This window comes from Fundidesulfovibrio sp. YSD1, from assembly GCF_055397115.1.
Genome location: NZ_AP043666.1, coordinates 3,572,168 through 3,586,422 on the forward strand (window position 1 = coordinate 3,572,168; position 14,255 = coordinate 3,586,422).

A 14,255-nucleotide genomic window follows, 5' to 3' on the forward strand; every position below is an offset into this window, starting at 1 on the left:
AGGTTCCGGCCCCGCCTCCGGAAGGGCGCTCTTGGGACGGGCTGTTTGGGCGGCGGCGGACGCGATTCTCCCTGGTGCTCACGCCCCTGTTGCTCCTGGCCTGCCTCTGGGCGGCCGTGGCGGCCTGGACCGTGTCGGAGCGCTCCTCTATCCTGGAGAGCGAACGGGAGGGGCTCGTCCAGCTCAACTCGGCCGTGGCGGAGAACGGCAACGGACTCTTCAGGCTGGTGGAGATGGCCCTGACCGCCGCCAGGGGCTGGGCTGCCGCGCACCCCGGCGTGGACCCGGCGCGGGACCCGGAATTCATCCAATTGTTGGGCGACCTGCGCAACGCCTCCAACCGGCTGTTCGACATCACCCTGATCACGCGCCAGGGGGACGTGCGCCTCCTTACCACGGCGGAGCAGGCCCGGAGCGCAAACGTCGCGGACCGGGAGTTCTTCGCCGCCTGGCGCGAGGGGCGCGCGAACGGGCTGTACGTGTCCGGGCCGGTCAGGGAGCGGCTTAACGGCCGGTGGATCATCCCCGTGTCCATGCCCCTGGAGAACGCCGGGGGCGACGTGGTCCTGGCCGTGGCCATGGTCGGGCTCGACCACTTGGAGGCGCAGCACGGCGAGGCCAGGCCAAAGCCCAACGGCTCCGTCGCCCTCGTCCGAGAGGACGGCGTGGTGCTGAGCCGCATCCCGTTGATCGAGAACCTCCTGGGCCAGTCCATGGCCAACTCCCCGAGGGCCGCGCTGTACCTGCGCGGCCAGGAGCAAGGGCTCTTTGCCGATTCGGGGAGCCTGATCGACGGGGTGGAACGGCTGGTGAGCTTCAAGCGCCTGGCCGGATACCCCGTGATCGTGACGGTCTCCTCGGGACTGGACGACGCCCTGGAAGGCTGGGTCAAGAACACGATCTTCCGGGTGGTCATCCTGCTGGCCGGATCGGCCGTGGTCTGCGCCATCGTCTGGAAGCTCGACAGGGCCCTGGCGCTCTACGCGGCGGCCAGGCGCGAGCTGGAACTTCAGGCCTCCACCGACGAGCTCACCGGCCTGGCCAACAGGCGAAGCTTCCTGGCCCAGGGCGCGCGCGAGGTGGAGCGGGCGCTGCGCTACTCGCGCCAGCTCAGCCTGCTCATGGTCGATGTCGACCATTTCAAGGCCGTCAACGACCGCCACGGGCACGCGGCCGGAGACAGGCTGCTCAGGGAGTTCGCGGAGATCCTGCGCATGTTCGCCCGCAACACCGACGTCTGCGCGCGCGTGGGCGGGGAGGAGTTCGCGGTCTTGCTCGTGGAGACGGGCGGGCGCGAGGCCCAGATGGTGGCGGAGCGGCTGTGCGAGAGGATCAGGCAGACGCGCTTCGCCGTCCAGGGCGCCACGGCGGGCATCACCGCCAGCATCGGCCAGGCGAGCCTGGGCGGCGCGAGCCAGAGCCTGGAGAGCCTCTACAAGGCGGCGGACCAGGCCCTCTACATGGCCAAGCGCCTGGGGCGCGACAGGGTGGAATCCGCCTGAGGCGCGGTTTCCGGCCTCAGGGCTCCCGGAAAAGGGCCCCCGATTCGAACGCGTGCACCAGCCCGGGGGTGAAGAGCTCGCGGAAATCCTGGATCAAGGCCTCGAATTCCCCGCTGCTCACGGCCATCTCCCCGCTGTCCGGGGCTTCGGTTCCGGGCGGTATCCGGCAGCGGAACACGGACAGGACCTCGAACCCCGTGCTGGCCGAGGGCTCCAGGGCGCGCGCGGGCAGCACCTGGGCCGCGAGCCCAGGGCGCGCGGCGTCGGCGAGCCGCCTGGCCGCGTCCTGGGCGGCCTCGCCTGGGCGGACGTGGCCCCTGGCCGGGGCGTCCCACCTGTCGGGGTAGATGTCGCAGTCGCGCGGGCGCTTTTTGAGCAAAAGCCTGCCTGAGGCGTCGAAGAAGAGCACCAAAACGGCCCGGTGCGGCAGGGACTGGCGGTGCGCCTCCCCGGCCGGCAGCACGGCCAGGGGCCGCCCGGTCGCGTCCACGACCTCCACGGGGGCGTCGTCGTTTTCCAAGGCGTTATTTTCCGAGTACACGTTCAACATCCTGAAAACATGAAGATGACGGACAGATTGCCATGACAGGCCCCGCAGACGGACACGCCGCCCAGGGCGCTCCCCTGGAGCTCGGCAAGCAGGACATCCCGGACCTGGTGGCCATGGAGCGCCTGTGCTTCTCCGTGCCCTGGACCGCCAAGCAGTACGAGACGGTGCTCGGCAACGAGCCCTTCCGGCTCTTCGGCGTGCGGGAGCAGGGCGAGCTCATCGGCTACCTGACACTCTACGCCGCCGCGTGGGAGATGGAAATCCTGAACATCGCGGTGCACCCCTCGCGCCGCCGCCGGGGCCACGCCCGGCGGCTGCTCTCCCACGTCTTGCATCTTTGCCTCAAGATGGGCATAAAACGCGGGTATTTGGAGGTGCGGCGGTCCAACGAGGCCGCGCAGGCCCTCTACAGGGCCTTCGGCTTCGAGGAGGTCGGCGTGCGTAGGCGCTATTACCCCGACAACCGGGAGGACGCCATCATCATGCGCCTGGACCTCGAGGCGGCCCCGCCCAGGCAGGGCTGACCGCGCACATCCCCGTCACGCACAGCAAGCCAAAGGAGCGTCCCCATGCCCATGCGTTTCTTGGACGAGATGGATATCGAAGGCAAGCGCCTGCTCATCCGCGTGGACTACAACGTGCCCATGAAGGACGGCGCCATCACCGACGACACGCGCATCAAGGCCAGCCTGCCCACCCTGAACCTGGCGCTCTCCAAGGGCGCGTCGCTCGTGCTCTGCTCGCACCTGGGCAAGGCCAAGGGCGCGCCCGACCCGCAGTTCTCCCTGGCCCCGGCCGCCAGGCGGCTCTCCGAGCTTCTTGGCAGGCCCGTGGCCTTCGCGCCCGACTGCATCGGCCCCGAGGCCGAGGCGGCCGCCGCCAAGCTCAAGCCCGGCGAGGTCTTGCTGCTCGAGAACCTGCGCTTCCATCCCGGCGAGACCAAGGGCGACGAGGACTTCGCCAAGGCCCTGGCCAAGCTGGGCGAAGTCTACGTCAACGACGCCTTCGGCACGGCGCACCGCCCTCACGCCTCGGTCTCGGTGCTGCCCGCCATCATGCCCGCCTGCTGCGGGGGGCTTCTCCTGAAGCTCGAATGGGAGTTCCTGGGCAAGGCCCTGAGCGACCCCGTGCGCCCCTTTGCTGCGGTCACGGGCGGGGCCAAGGTCTCCACCAAGCTCGCGGTGCTCAAGCACCTGCTGAACAAGGTGGACGTGCTGATCATCGGCGGGGCCATGGCCAACACCTTCCTCAAGGCCAAGGGCCTGGAGGTGGGCAAGTCCCTGGTGGAGGACGACCTCCTGGGCGAGGCCAAGGCCATCCTGGCCGCTGCGGATGAGAAGGGTGTGAAGCTCGGCCTGCCGGTCGATTTCGTGATCTCGCGCGACGCGGGCAAGCCCCTCTCCGAGATGACCGCCGCCGGGGTCGTCGCGGACGCGGCCATCCCGGCCGACGCCATGGCCCTGGACATCGGGCCCGAATCCGCCAAGCTGTTCGCCGAACTCCTGGCCCCGGCCAAGACCGTGGTCTGGAACGGCCCCATGGGCGCCTTCGAGAATTCGGCCTTCGAGGGCGGCACCATGGCGGTGGCCAAGGCCCTGGCCGGGCTCGACGCCGTGACCGTCATCGGCGGCGGCGACACCGACGCGGCCGTGCACGCCTCCGGGCTGGCCGGGAAGATGAGCTTCATCTCCACCGGCGGGGGCGCGTCCCTGGAATTCATGGAAGGCAAGGAACTGCCCGCCTTCAAGGCCCTGAGGGAGTTCGGAAAATGAAAAAGCTCATCGCCGCCAACTGGAAGATGTACAAGCTGCGCCGCGAGGCCAAGGACACGGCCGAGGCCCTGGTGAAGGCCGTGGAGGGCGTCCTGCCCGGCGACCGCGAGGTGCTGGTCATCCCGCCGTTCACGGCGCTGCGCTCCGTGCGCAAGGCCATCAAGAAGGCCCCCGGCTTCGCCCTGGGCGGCCAGAACTTCTACCCGTCCGCGCAGGGGGCGTTCACCGGCGAGATCGCGCCGGAGATGCTCGCGGACATGGGCTGCTCCTACGCCCTGGCCGGGCACTCCGAGCGCAGGCACATCCTGGGCGAGTCCGACGCTTTCGTGGGCAAGAAGGTGGCCTTCGGCCTGGAGCGCGGGCTCTCCATGATCCTGTGCGTGGGCGAAACCCTGGACGAGCGCAAGGGCGGCAAGCTCGAGGAAGTCGTACGCCGCCAGATGGCCGAGGGGTTGGCCGGTGTCCCCAAGGACGTGGCCCCCGAGCGCCTGAGCGTGGCCTACGAGCCCGTCTGGGCCATCGGTACGGGCCTGACCGCCGGGCCCGGGGAAATCCTCGAGGCGCACGCCCTGGTGCGGGCTGTCCTGCGCGAGAAGTTCGGGGACAAGGCGCTTGAAATGCGCATCCAATACGGCGGTTCCGTGAAGCCCGAGAACGCCGCCGAAATTTTATCGCTTGACAATGTTGACGGGGTCTTGGTAGGAGGCTCCTCCCTGAGCGCGGAAAGCTTCGCCAAGATCGCGACGGCCTGACGAAACGCTCGAACAGAGTTTGGAGAACACGTTGGACACTCTCATCGCTACGGTACACATAATCGCCTGCGTGGTCCTGGTCGTGCTGGTGCTCTTGCAGTCCGGCAAGGAAGGGATGGGGGTGATCTTTGGCGGCGGTTCCGGCTCCGTGTTCGGCAGCACCGGCGCGGGCGGGCTGCTGGTCAAGCTCACGGCCGGATTCGGCGCGCTGTTTTTGATCACCTCGCTGGCCTACAACTATCACATCGGCGCGGGCAAGAAGCTCGGCTCCTCCGTGATGGACGGAGCGCCCATCGAGCAGAAGGCCGCCCCGGTTGAAAACAAGAAACCCGGTCAGGGCCTGTTCGAAGAACAGAAGGCCCCGGCCGAGAAGCAGTAAGCCTCGAATTTGCCGAAGTGGTGGAACTGGTAGACACACCATCTTGAGGGGGTGGCGGGCGACAGCCCATGGGGGTTCGAGTCCCCCCTTCGGCACCATCCATATGCCCAGGGCCGGCCGACAAACCGGAACATCCTGGAAGATCACGGAAGCCGGGCGAGAAATCGTCCGGCTTCCTGCTTTTGGGGCGGCCAGCGCAACCGTCCCGGCCAGGGCGTGGGGACGAAGCCGGGCTTCAAGTCCCCCGCGCGCCCGAAGGCGATGGAGCGGGGCGGTCAACCCCGCCTTTTGAGTTCCGCGATCAAATCGTCAACGCTGGTCACGATCACCTCGCAGCTCGCGTGGATCATGGCGTTGACCAGCGCGCCGGGCACGTCCCCGGCCTTGCGGAAGTCGGTCCGCACGCCGATCACCGTGATGCAGCGCGCGTGCGCGAACCCGATCTCCCAGGCCGTGCCGTCGTCCACCTGGGCCCCGTCCAGCAGGGCAACCACGGTGTTGCATTCGGCCATGGCGTCGCGGCAGTGCTCCATGACCTTGCGCGCCGCCCTGTCGCCCCAACGCTCGATGTCGTCCGGGCCGATCAGCTCGAACGGCCAGACGACCCTGTGGCCGGTCTCGGCCTCGATGCGTGCCTTTGTCGCGCGGTGCCAGGCCCTGTCCGCTTCGCCGAAGAGGGGACCCGCGAGGTAGGTGGTGGTCATGGAGCCCTTGTGCCAGGGCCCAGGCCCTGTGGCAAGCTCCCTGGCCGATCCGAGGGGCAGTCCGCTCCCTCTCGCAGGAAACCGGGAGGATTTCCCGGTTTTCCGGGAAGTTTCCCCATGGACAACCGCTCAATTTTCCAGTGTTTATTCCTCCTCGCTCCGGGCGTCCGGGAGGGCGTCCGGGCTCAAGAAATCACACTACCCGCGCAGGAGGGGGAATGCTCAATCTTTCCAAACACAACGACGTTCTGGGGACGATGAACCGGGGCAACGTGGCCGAATCCGGGCTGTGCACGCTCTGCAGGGCCGATTGCGCAGGCAAATGCGAGACGTGGATGTCCAGCCTCAAGGGCCGGGCCATGCTCTACCCGCGCGATTTCGGCCTGGTCACGGCGGGCAGCGGGAACACGGCCCACGTGGGCGTGAGCTACAACTCCCTGCGCATCCAGGGCTACAACTACGGGGCCAAGGGCGTGGCGGAGGGGCGCACCACCAACCCTGACGACTGCCTGTTCACGGGCGTCGGGCTCGAAACCTCCTTCGGCAAGGGCCTGAAGGCCCGCCTGCCGCTCATGACCGGGGCGCTCGGCTCCACGTTCATCGCGGCCAAGTACTGGGACAGCTTCGCGGCCGGCTGCGCCCTGACGGGCATCCCCATCGTGGTGGGCGAGAACGTGGTGGGCGTGGACCGCAAGGCCGAGCTCAAAAACGGCAAGGTCGTCGCGGCCCCTGAACTCGACCGGCGCATCGAAGGCTACATGCGCTATTTCGACGGGTACGGCGCCATCATCGTCCAGCTGAACGTGGAGGACGCGCGCAACGGCGTGGCCGAGTACGTCATTGACAAGCACGGCGACAAGGTGGTCATCGAGCTCAAGTGGGGGCAGGGGGCCAAGAACATCGGCGGCGAGATCGAGGTCAAGGACATCGACTACGCGCTCTTCCTGAAGAAGCGCGGCTACCTGGTGGACCCGGACCCGGAGCTCCCCGAGGTCCGGGAGGCCTACCGCCAGGGCGCGGTCAAGGGCTTCGCCCGCCATTCGCGCCTGGGCTACACGGACCTGCCCTCCGAGGACGCCGTGCGCGAGAACTTCATGGCGGCCGTGGAGGGGCTTCGCGCGCTGGGCTACCGCAACATCTCGCTCAAGACCGGGTCCTACGGCATGGAGGCCCTGGCCATGGCCATGCGCTACAGCTGCGACGCCGGGCTCGACCTCCTGACCATCGACGGCTCCGGCGGCGGCACGGGCATGAGCCCCTGGAACATGATGGAGACCTGGGGCGTGCCCTCGGTGCTCCTGCACTCCAAGGCCTACGAATACGCGGCCCTGCTGGCCTCGCGCGGGCGCAAGGTCACGGACTTGTCCTTCGCGGGAGGGTTCGCGCGCGAGGACCACATCTTCAAGGCCCTGGCCCTTGGCGCGCCCTACGCGAAGCTCGTGTGCATGGGGCGGGCGATCATGATCCCGGGCTTCCTGGGCTCAAACATCGAGGGGGCGCTCAACCCCGAGCGCCGCGAGGCCGTGAGCGGCAACTGGGAAGCCCTGCCCAAGACCGTCAAGGACATCGGCGACGGTCCCGAGGAGCTCTTCTCGGCCTGGGCTGCCGTCAGCGCCAAGATCGGGCCAGAGGCCATGCGCCAGGTGCCCTACGGCGCGGTGGCCATCTGCTCCCTGGCCGACAAGCTGGGCGCCGGCCTGCAGCAGCTCCTGGCCGGGGCGCGCAAGTTCGGCGTGGCCGAGATCGCCCGCGAGGACCTCACCTCGGCCAACCGCGAGACCGAGCGCGAGACGAAGATCCCCTTCATCACCGACGTCCAGGACGAGACCGCCCGCAACATCCTGCTGGCGTAGTGTGGCGCGCCCGGCGGGGCTCTGCTAGAGAAAAGGCCCGCGCGCGACATTCGCGCGCGGGCCGCAAGCCGCACGACGAGGCACGACACGTGGAAGACCGCCACCAACAACCGGGCGAAGACCTGACCCAGCTCATCACCAGCCTCCAGCGCACGCGCGACGCGCTCAAGGAGCGGGTCAAGGAGCTCGGGTGCCTCTACGGCATCACCCGCCTGGCCCAGCGCGAGGACCTGGACGCCGGGGAGCTCGCCCGGGGTGTGGCCGAGGAGCTTCGCCGCTCCTGGCAGTACCCCGAGCTCGCCTGCGCGCGCGTGGTGGCCGAGGGCCGCGAGCACCGCACCCCGGGCTACCGGGAGACGCCCTGGGCGCAGTCCGCCCCGGTCGTCGTCGGCGGGGAGGAGGCCGGGCTCGTGGAGGTGCGCTACCTGAGCCCGTGCCCGGAGCGCGACGAGGGGCCGTTTCTCGCCGAGGAGCGTCACCTGATAGACGCCGTGGCCGACCTCCTGGGCCAGATCATCCGCACGCGGCGGGCCAACGAGCGCACGCGCAGGCTCTCCGGGGAGCTCCTCAAGGCCCGCGAGGCCGAGCGCCAGCGCATCGCGCGCGAACTCCACGACAAGACCGCCCAGGACCTCTCGCTTCTGAAAATCGGCATCGAGGAGCTGCTCGCGCGCCCGGGCCAGCCGTCCGGCCCCGATGAAGGCCGCGTGCGCCGCCTGGTGGACATGACGGCCGGGATCATCGGGGAGGTGCGCGGGCTCTCCTACGCGCTCATGCCCCCGGAGCTCGAGCAGCTGGGCCTGGCCTCGGCGGCCTCGCGCCTGTGCGCCCGTTTCGGGGAGGAGCAGGGCCTGGAGGTGGAATTCTCCTGCGAGGGCCTGGAGGCGCTTTCCATGGATTTCGAGGCCCAGGTCAACCTCTACCGGATCATCCAGGAAGCCCTGGCCAACATCCGCAGGCACGCCAACGCGTCGCGCGTGCGGGTGCTGCTGGTGGCCACGCACCCGAGCCTGATCCTCCGCGTGGAGGACGACGGCGCGGGCTTCGACCCCCAGGCCAGGGCGGCGGAGGATGATGGCCGCGCGCGCATGGGGCTTCCCAGCATGCGCGAGCGGGCGCGCCTCCTGGGCGGCTCGTTCCTCTTGCGCTCGCGCCCGGGCGGGGGCACGCGCATCAAGGTCGAGGTGCCCGCTACGGGCGAGGAGGGCGCATGAACCCGGCCTCGTCCGTGCTCATCGTGGACGACCACCCGCTCATGCGCCAGGGCGTGCGGGCGCTCCTGGAGAAGGCCCCGGGGCTCTGCGTCGCCGGGGAGGCCGGGAGCCTCGCCGAGGCCAAGCGCATGGCCCTGGAGCTTCGACCCCGGCTCGTGCTCCTTGATTTGGGCTTCGCCGACGGCAGCGGAGTGGCGCTCATCCGGGAGCTTTCGCAGGAACTGCCCCAGGCGTCGGTGATCGTGCTCAGCATGCACTCGGCCATCGAGATGGTCGCCGAATGCTTCCAGGCCGGGGCCATGGGCTACATCGTCAAGGAATCCGCCGGGGAGCGCCTGATCCAGGCCGTGGAGGCGGTGCTCAGGGGCGAGCAGTACCTGGACAGTTCCATCTCCCCGCGCGTGATCCGGGGGCTTTTGGACTACTGCGCGCGCAAGGCCAAGCTCGGCGAGTCCTCCTACGCGGAGCTCACCCGGCGCGAGCAGCAAGTGCTCCGGCTGCTGGCCGAGGGCCATTCGCCCAAGGGCATCGCGGACAGGCTCTTCATCACGAAAAAGACCGTGGAGAACCACCGGGCCAACATCATGGCCAAGCTCAACCTGAAGACGCCCCTTGAACTCGTGCGCTATGCCATGCGCAAGGGGCTGATCGACATGGACGACCCCTTCGGCGGGGCCTAGGGCCGTGTCCTTTCCCGGGGGCGCGCATAAGAGGCGCGCGGCCCGGGGCGGACGCATCCATCCCCGGGCCGGTTCTCAGAAGCGCGCGGTCGCGCGCATGGGCCAAGCCTCCTCGCGCGAGGTCTTGCAGGCGAAGCAGAGCCTGGTTTCGGGCATGGCCAAGAGGCGCTTGACCCCGATGGTCTCCCCGCACTCCTCGCATGCGTCGAAGTCCTCCTGCCCGAGCCGGGCGAGCAGGCCCTCCAGTCCCTTGGCGCGCCGCTTGAGCGCCTCCAGGGTCGCGCCTAGGAGCGCTTCGTCCACCATCGCCGCGCCCTCCGGGGTGGACAGGCTCCGCACCTGGGCGCGGATGTCGGCCAGGGTCCATCTGATGCTGCGCGCGAGCGGTTCGTGCATGGAACTGTTCATTTCGGTTCTCCTTGTGTTCGTGCGGCCGAAACGGCCGAATCCGCCCGGACGCGCGTCCGGGCGGGCTTATAGTGATCCGCCCCGGGCACCCCGAGGCGGCTGTGGGGGCGTGAGGCGTCAGGCCTTGCGGGGCCTGGCGCTTGGGGCGGGCAAGGCGCGAGCCCTCCCGGTGCGGCGGGTGCGGCTGGCGAAAACTGGGGCGAGGGCGGCGGCCATGTCGCGCATCCTAGGCGCTTGGGCGAAACGGGCAAAACGTGTCGGAGCAGTCCTACACCTATGGGCGGGGGGATGTTCCAGACTGGATTTTTTGCCGGATTAAAGGCTAGAAGGAGGGAGACTGGCCGTCTGGCCCGGGCCGCTTCACGGGGCAGGCGGCGGAAGCAGGCGGGCGCGGGGAGCGCCCGGAGCAGCGGCAGGCCATCACTGGACGTTTTATGAAGATCAGATTTCCGGGTTCTGTCAGGCTCAACCTCCTGCTTGTTGTGCTCGCGGGGGTGGTCCCTCTGTTGCTGGTGGTCCTGGGGTCCGGCTGGGAGCGGCGCAGCCAGGAGATAGAGAACGCCAAGCGCACCTCGGCCAGGCTGGCCGAGTTCGTCGCCCATCAGCAGGAGCTCGAAACCGAGAGGATCCGCAAAATCCTGGGCGAGCTGGCCTCCCATCCGGCGGTCGCCGCCATGGACGCGGCGGCCTGCGGCGGGCTCTTCAAGACTTTCCTCGCGGCCAATCCCAACTACGTGAATTTCGCCCTGCTCGACGCCGAGGGCAACGCCTTGGCCTCGGCCCTCCCGTTCACCAGCCAGAACCTGTCCGGCCGCAAGGAGATCCGCGAGGCGCTGGCCACGGGCGGCTTCGCCGTGGGCGAATACTCCATCGGCAGGGTGAGCGGGGTGCCGGTGCTGCCCTTCGCGTTCCCCGTGCGCGGAGAAGGCGGCAAGATCGCAGGGGTCCTGCTCGCAACTCTCAGGCTCCAGGAGTTCGCGAGCCTTTTCAAACAGTTCCATTTGCCGGAAGAGTCCTTCGTCGGCCTGACGGACCACCTGGGCATGCGCCTCTACCGCTACCCCTCCAAGGAGTCGATCCCGGTCGGGGTGATGATCTTCCAGGACGTCTGGGCGTCGATCCAGCCGGTGGAGCGGGAGATGGAGTTCACCGAGCAAGGGGCCGACGGTATCCGCCGCGTGTTTTCCGTGCGCCGGGTACGCCTCGATCCGGGCCGGACGCCGTACCTGAACGTCTTCGTGGGCATCCCCGAGAAACAGATCCTGTTCCAGGCCGACGCGGTCACCGTCGGTTTCGTCTCCTGGCTCGCGGTGTCGCTCGTGTTTTCGAGCTGCCTGGCCTGGGTGGTGGGCAAGTACGGCATCCACGTCCGGGTGGCCAGGCTGGTGGCCGTGGCGCAACGGCTCGGGCAGGGGGACCTTACGGCCCGCTCGGGCCTCACGGAGTCCCGGGGCGTGCTCGGCAAGCTGGCCTGCGCCCTGGACGGCATGGCCTCGGCCCTGGAGAAGGACGCGGCCGAACGCCGCCGCTCCGAGGAGGCCCTGCGCGAGAGCGAGGAACGCTACGCCCTGGCCGTGCGCGGCACCAGCGACGGCATCTGGGACTGGGACCCGCGCAGGGAAAAAGTCTATTTCTCCGACCACTGGAAGCTGATCATCGGCTTCGCCCCGGACGAATTTCCGGACAGCCTCGAGGAATGGGAGGCGCGCGTGCACCCGGACGACCTGGAACGCGTGCGGCAGGCCAACAACCGCTGCTTGCGCGGAGAGGCGGATTCGTTCGAGGTTGAGTACCGCCTCAGGCACAAGGACGGCTCGTGGCGCTGGGTGCTCGGTCGCGGGGCGTCGCTGAAGAACGGGCAGGGCGAGGTGATCCGGGTGGCGGGCGCGCATACCGACGTGACCGAGCGCAGGCGCATGATGGAGGCCATGCTCCAGACGGAGAAGATGACCAGCGTGGGCGGCCTGGCCGCCGGGATGGCCCACGAGATCAACAACCCCCTGAGCGGCATCATCCAGGGGACCCAGGTGCTGCAAAACCGCCTGAGCACGGACACGCCGGCCAACAGGGCGGCCGCCGGGCAGGCAGGCGGCTCGCTGGAAAACGTGCACAGCTAATGCGAGCGCAGGCAGGTCTACCCGTTGGTGGAATCGATCAGGGCGTCCGCCGTGCGCGCGGCCAGGATCGTGCAGGACATGCTCGCCTTCTGCAAGCAGAGCAGTGAGTTCGCGCCCGTGGCCATCGACATGGTGCTGGACAAGGCCCTGGCGCTGTGCGCCAACGAATGCGACCTGAAGAAGCGTTACGATTTCAGGCACATCCGCATCGAGCGCGATTACCAGCCCGGGCTTCCCCCCGTGGCCTGCGCCCAGGGGCAACTGGAGCAGGTGTTCATGAACATCCTGCGCAACGCGGCCCAGGCCCAGTCCGAGGCCCAGGCCGGTGGACGCCAGCCGCTCCTGGCGCTCAGGACGCGCCTGGAAGGTGAGAACGTGCTCGTCGAGATCGAGGACAACGGCCCGGGCATGGACGAGGCCACCAGGCGCAAGGTCTTCGAGCCCTTCTTCACCACCAAGTCCCCCAACGTGGGCACCGGGCTCGGGCTTTCGGTGTCGTTCTTCATCGTCACGACCAACCACGGCGGCTCCATCGAGGTGGATTCGGCCCCGGGCCAGGGAACCCGGTTCAGCATCCGCCTGCCCGTGAACGAGCCTCGGGCGATGGAAGACGGCGATCAGGCGGCGGCGGACCAGGGCGTCGGCTCCTGACGGGGATGACGAGGGGGAAGGCGGGAAGCCGTGGTGAACCAGGGAGCCCGGTTTGCAAATGGTATGCACAGTGCATACTTTTTTGACCAGTATTGACCGGCTTTGACCAGTTCGCGCAAACCGCTTGACGGTGCGCGAACCCGCGTGTATCAAGCGTTTCCGCTTGAATGCCAGCGTAGCTCAGTTGGTAGAGCAGCTGATTCGTAATCAGCAGGTCTGGGGTTCAATTCCCCACGCTGGCTCCACTAGGAAAATCAATGGGTTGCATGCAGTTTGTACCACCGCATGCAACCCATTCTTTTTGCCAAAAAACCGATCTGGTCCCGGAATAGTCCCGGAAAGGAAAATTTTCTTCGAGTTTTCCTGAGGGGCGGCTGTTGTCTATTGGCACTGCCGCCCCGTCTGGGGTCCCCTTTCTCTCCGGTCTGCTCTGCGGGAACCGTTGCGGTCATGATCCGAGGAATCCTCGGCTTGATCCCGTGCGTCCCATCCGCAAGGGCAAGGGCGGCCTGCCGCGCATCCTGTCCCTGGCAGCTGAGCAGGCCAAGGCATGGTATGACCACCCAAAGAAATGTCCAACGCTATTGGCCCCGGCTGATCGAAAGACGCGAAGTGAGCGCCGCGAGGCGTGTCTTGTCGTTTTGGAAACACTTCTGTCGCACCTCGATCTGGCTTCCCTGGCCTTGGGCGTGCCGACGCTGGCCAACGGTTTCATCGACATCGACATGAGGACCATCGTCAGGGGCTCGGGGCTTGGCCAACGCCGATGTGAGCGCGCCATCGGGCAGTTGAAGCAAGCCGGGTTCATGCAAGTGACCCAGCCAAGAAGCAGAAGCGACGAAGGGAAATATTTCGGATGCAGGGCCATTCGCGTCGTTACCTCAGCTCTCTTCGAATGGCTTGGCCTTGGACCGATGCTACGGCGTGAACGGGCCAGAGCATCGGAGGCGCTTCGCCGCAAGGCTCAAAAGGCCAATCGCAAGCTGGCAGACTTCATGAGGCGCGTTGTGTCCGGCGCAAAGCCCATGTTCAAACGCTACCAGGATGGGAAATCCAGGGAGCAGCGTGCCGCTCTGTGGAACTCCACCTGGGCAGGCAATGTCCGAACTGGCCTGGACGCTCGGGAAGCCCAACGGCGAACGAACGAAGCTTTGGGCTATCCACCGGAATACAGTCCAGGCCAAGAACAGTAGCAAAGCATCGTTGTTTGAAGCGTTGCAAGCCGTAAGGGCTCGCAGTCTAGACTTGTCTTCTCCGTCCGACTTTTTACCCTAAATACCGACTTAGAAGCGCCAAGGGCCAAGCTGAAACCGCCTTGGGCATACTTCGTATGGCGTCTACTTCGTTTTGCGCTTTCGTTTGCCCAAATAAGTGTCGCTTGGTTGGCCTGTAGGTGTCGCTCATAAATCCCAAGAGGCAAGAATACAAGAAGAGGTAGCAGCCCCTTCGGCATCGGGAGCTTTTTCGTTTTCATCCTCCCCCCTCAGAAGGACAGACTGAAACCTTAGGATGGGCTTTAGAAATCCAAACAAAATCGAACTTCGCACGGAGTCTGCCCACATTCCCTCCGCGTTGACCTCAATATCCGTCGTACGCACCTTCAAAACCAGACAAATTGAACATTCATGCGATGGTATTGAATGCTATTGCTGAAAGTTAGTCCAATGTGTGAA

General features: G+C 67.2%; 14 protein-coding genes and 2 tRNA genes. 13 read left to right on the forward strand and 3 right to left on the reverse strand.

Annotated elements, in window-relative coordinates; translation table 11 throughout:
- The first annotated feature begins 74 nt into the window (after positions 1-74).
- Positions 75-1,502, forward strand: coding sequence for a GGDEF domain-containing protein (locus ACZ5V4_RS16610; protein WP_464315984.1), 1,428 nt, complete (start codon positions 75-77; stop codon positions 1,500-1,502).
- A gap of 16 nt (positions 1,503-1,518) precedes the next feature.
- Here the strand turns inward: ACZ5V4_RS16610 and ACZ5V4_RS16615 are convergent, their stop codons facing one another.
- A complete protein-coding gene (locus tag ACZ5V4_RS16615) occupies positions 1,519-2,022 on the reverse strand; it encodes an NUDIX domain-containing protein (RefSeq protein WP_464315985.1) in 504 nt (167 codons plus the stop codon).
- A 62-nt stretch (positions 2,023-2,084) separates the two neighbouring features.
- Between ACZ5V4_RS16615 and rimI the strand changes: the two genes are divergently transcribed.
- The 5 genes from rimI (at position 2,085) to ACZ5V4_RS16640 (ending at position 5,053) form a co-directional block, all read left to right on the forward strand.
- Positions 2,085-2,576, forward strand: a complete 492-nt coding sequence (gene rimI, locus ACZ5V4_RS16620; RefSeq protein WP_464315986.1) for a ribosomal protein S18-alanine N-acetyltransferase — start codon at positions 2,085-2,087, stop codon at positions 2,574-2,576.
- Between the two features lie 45 nt (positions 2,577-2,621).
- Positions 2,622-3,824 (forward strand): phosphoglycerate kinase, encoded by a 1,203-nt coding sequence (locus tag ACZ5V4_RS16625; protein ID WP_464315987.1) that lies wholly within the window; start codon positions 2,622-2,624, stop codon positions 3,822-3,824.
- Complete coding sequence (tpiA, locus tag ACZ5V4_RS16630) at positions 3,821-4,576, forward strand: triose-phosphate isomerase (RefSeq protein WP_464315988.1); 756 nt, start codon at positions 3,821-3,823, stop codon at positions 4,574-4,576. Before ACZ5V4_RS16625 ends, tpiA begins: the two co-directional genes overlap by 4 nt.
- Positions 4,577-4,607: 31 nt before the next feature.
- Positions 4,608-4,955, forward strand: a complete 348-nt coding sequence (gene secG, locus ACZ5V4_RS16635; RefSeq protein WP_464315989.1) for a preprotein translocase subunit SecG — start codon at positions 4,608-4,610, stop codon at positions 4,953-4,955.
- An 11-nt stretch (positions 4,956-4,966) separates the two neighbouring features.
- Positions 4,967-5,053: transfer RNA gene (locus ACZ5V4_RS16640), tRNA-Leu, on the forward strand.
- A gap of 177 nt (positions 5,054-5,230) precedes the next feature.
- Here ACZ5V4_RS16640 and ACZ5V4_RS16645 read toward each other — a convergent pair.
- Positions 5,231-5,659 carry a nucleoside 2-deoxyribosyltransferase gene (locus ACZ5V4_RS16645; protein WP_464315990.1) on the reverse strand — a complete coding sequence of 143 codons (429 nt, stop codon included), beginning with the start codon at positions 5,657-5,659 and terminating at the stop codon, positions 5,231-5,233.
- A gap of 218 nt (positions 5,660-5,877) precedes the next feature.
- On the opposite strand from ACZ5V4_RS16645, the gene ACZ5V4_RS16650 reads away from it, so the two are divergent.
- The 3 genes from ACZ5V4_RS16650 (at position 5,878) to ACZ5V4_RS16660 (ending at position 9,406) form a co-directional block, all read left to right on the forward strand.
- Positions 5,878-7,512, forward strand: coding sequence for a glutamate synthase-related protein (locus ACZ5V4_RS16650; RefSeq protein ID WP_464315991.1), 1,635 nt, complete (start codon positions 5,878-5,880; stop codon positions 7,510-7,512).
- An 89-nt stretch (positions 7,513-7,601) separates the two neighbouring features.
- Positions 7,602-8,726, forward strand: coding sequence for a sensor histidine kinase (locus tag ACZ5V4_RS16655; protein WP_464315992.1), 1,125 nt, complete (start codon positions 7,602-7,604; stop codon positions 8,724-8,726).
- Entirely contained in the window at positions 8,723-9,406 is a 684-nt protein-coding gene (locus ACZ5V4_RS16660) for a response regulator (RefSeq protein WP_464315993.1), read from the forward strand. The genes ACZ5V4_RS16655 and ACZ5V4_RS16660 overlap by 4 nt, the downstream gene beginning before the upstream one ends.
- A gap of 75 nt (positions 9,407-9,481) precedes the next feature.
- Here the strand turns inward: ACZ5V4_RS16660 and ACZ5V4_RS16665 are convergent, their stop codons facing one another.
- Positions 9,482-9,814: a TraR/DksA family transcriptional regulator gene (locus ACZ5V4_RS16665; RefSeq protein WP_464315994.1), complete on the reverse strand. Its 333-nt coding sequence runs from the start codon at positions 9,812-9,814 to the stop codon at positions 9,482-9,484.
- Between the two features lie 434 nt (positions 9,815-10,248).
- Between ACZ5V4_RS16665 and ACZ5V4_RS16670 the strand changes: the two genes are divergently transcribed.
- The 4 genes from ACZ5V4_RS16670 to ACZ5V4_RS16685 all read left to right on the forward strand — a co-directional run bounded on the left by ACZ5V4_RS16670 (position 10,249) and on the right by ACZ5V4_RS16685 (position 13,775).
- Positions 10,249-11,931 (forward strand): PDC sensor domain-containing protein, encoded by a 1,683-nt coding sequence (locus ACZ5V4_RS16670; RefSeq protein ID WP_464315995.1) that lies wholly within the window; start codon positions 10,249-10,251, stop codon positions 11,929-11,931.
- A gap of 27 nt (positions 11,932-11,958) precedes the next feature.
- On the forward strand, positions 11,959-12,582 hold the full coding sequence (locus ACZ5V4_RS16675; protein WP_464315996.1) for a sensor histidine kinase: 624 nt from the start codon (positions 11,959-11,961) through the stop codon (positions 12,580-12,582).
- A gap of 169 nt (positions 12,583-12,751) precedes the next feature.
- Positions 12,752-12,827, forward strand: a tRNA-Thr gene (locus tag ACZ5V4_RS16680).
- A 234-nt stretch (positions 12,828-13,061) separates the two neighbouring features.
- The gene (locus ACZ5V4_RS16685; protein WP_464315997.1) at positions 13,062-13,775 is read left to right on the forward strand and encodes a hypothetical protein; all 714 of its coding nucleotides are present in this window, start codon (positions 13,062-13,064) and stop codon (positions 13,773-13,775) included.
- Positions 13,776-14,255: the final 480 nt, after the last annotated feature.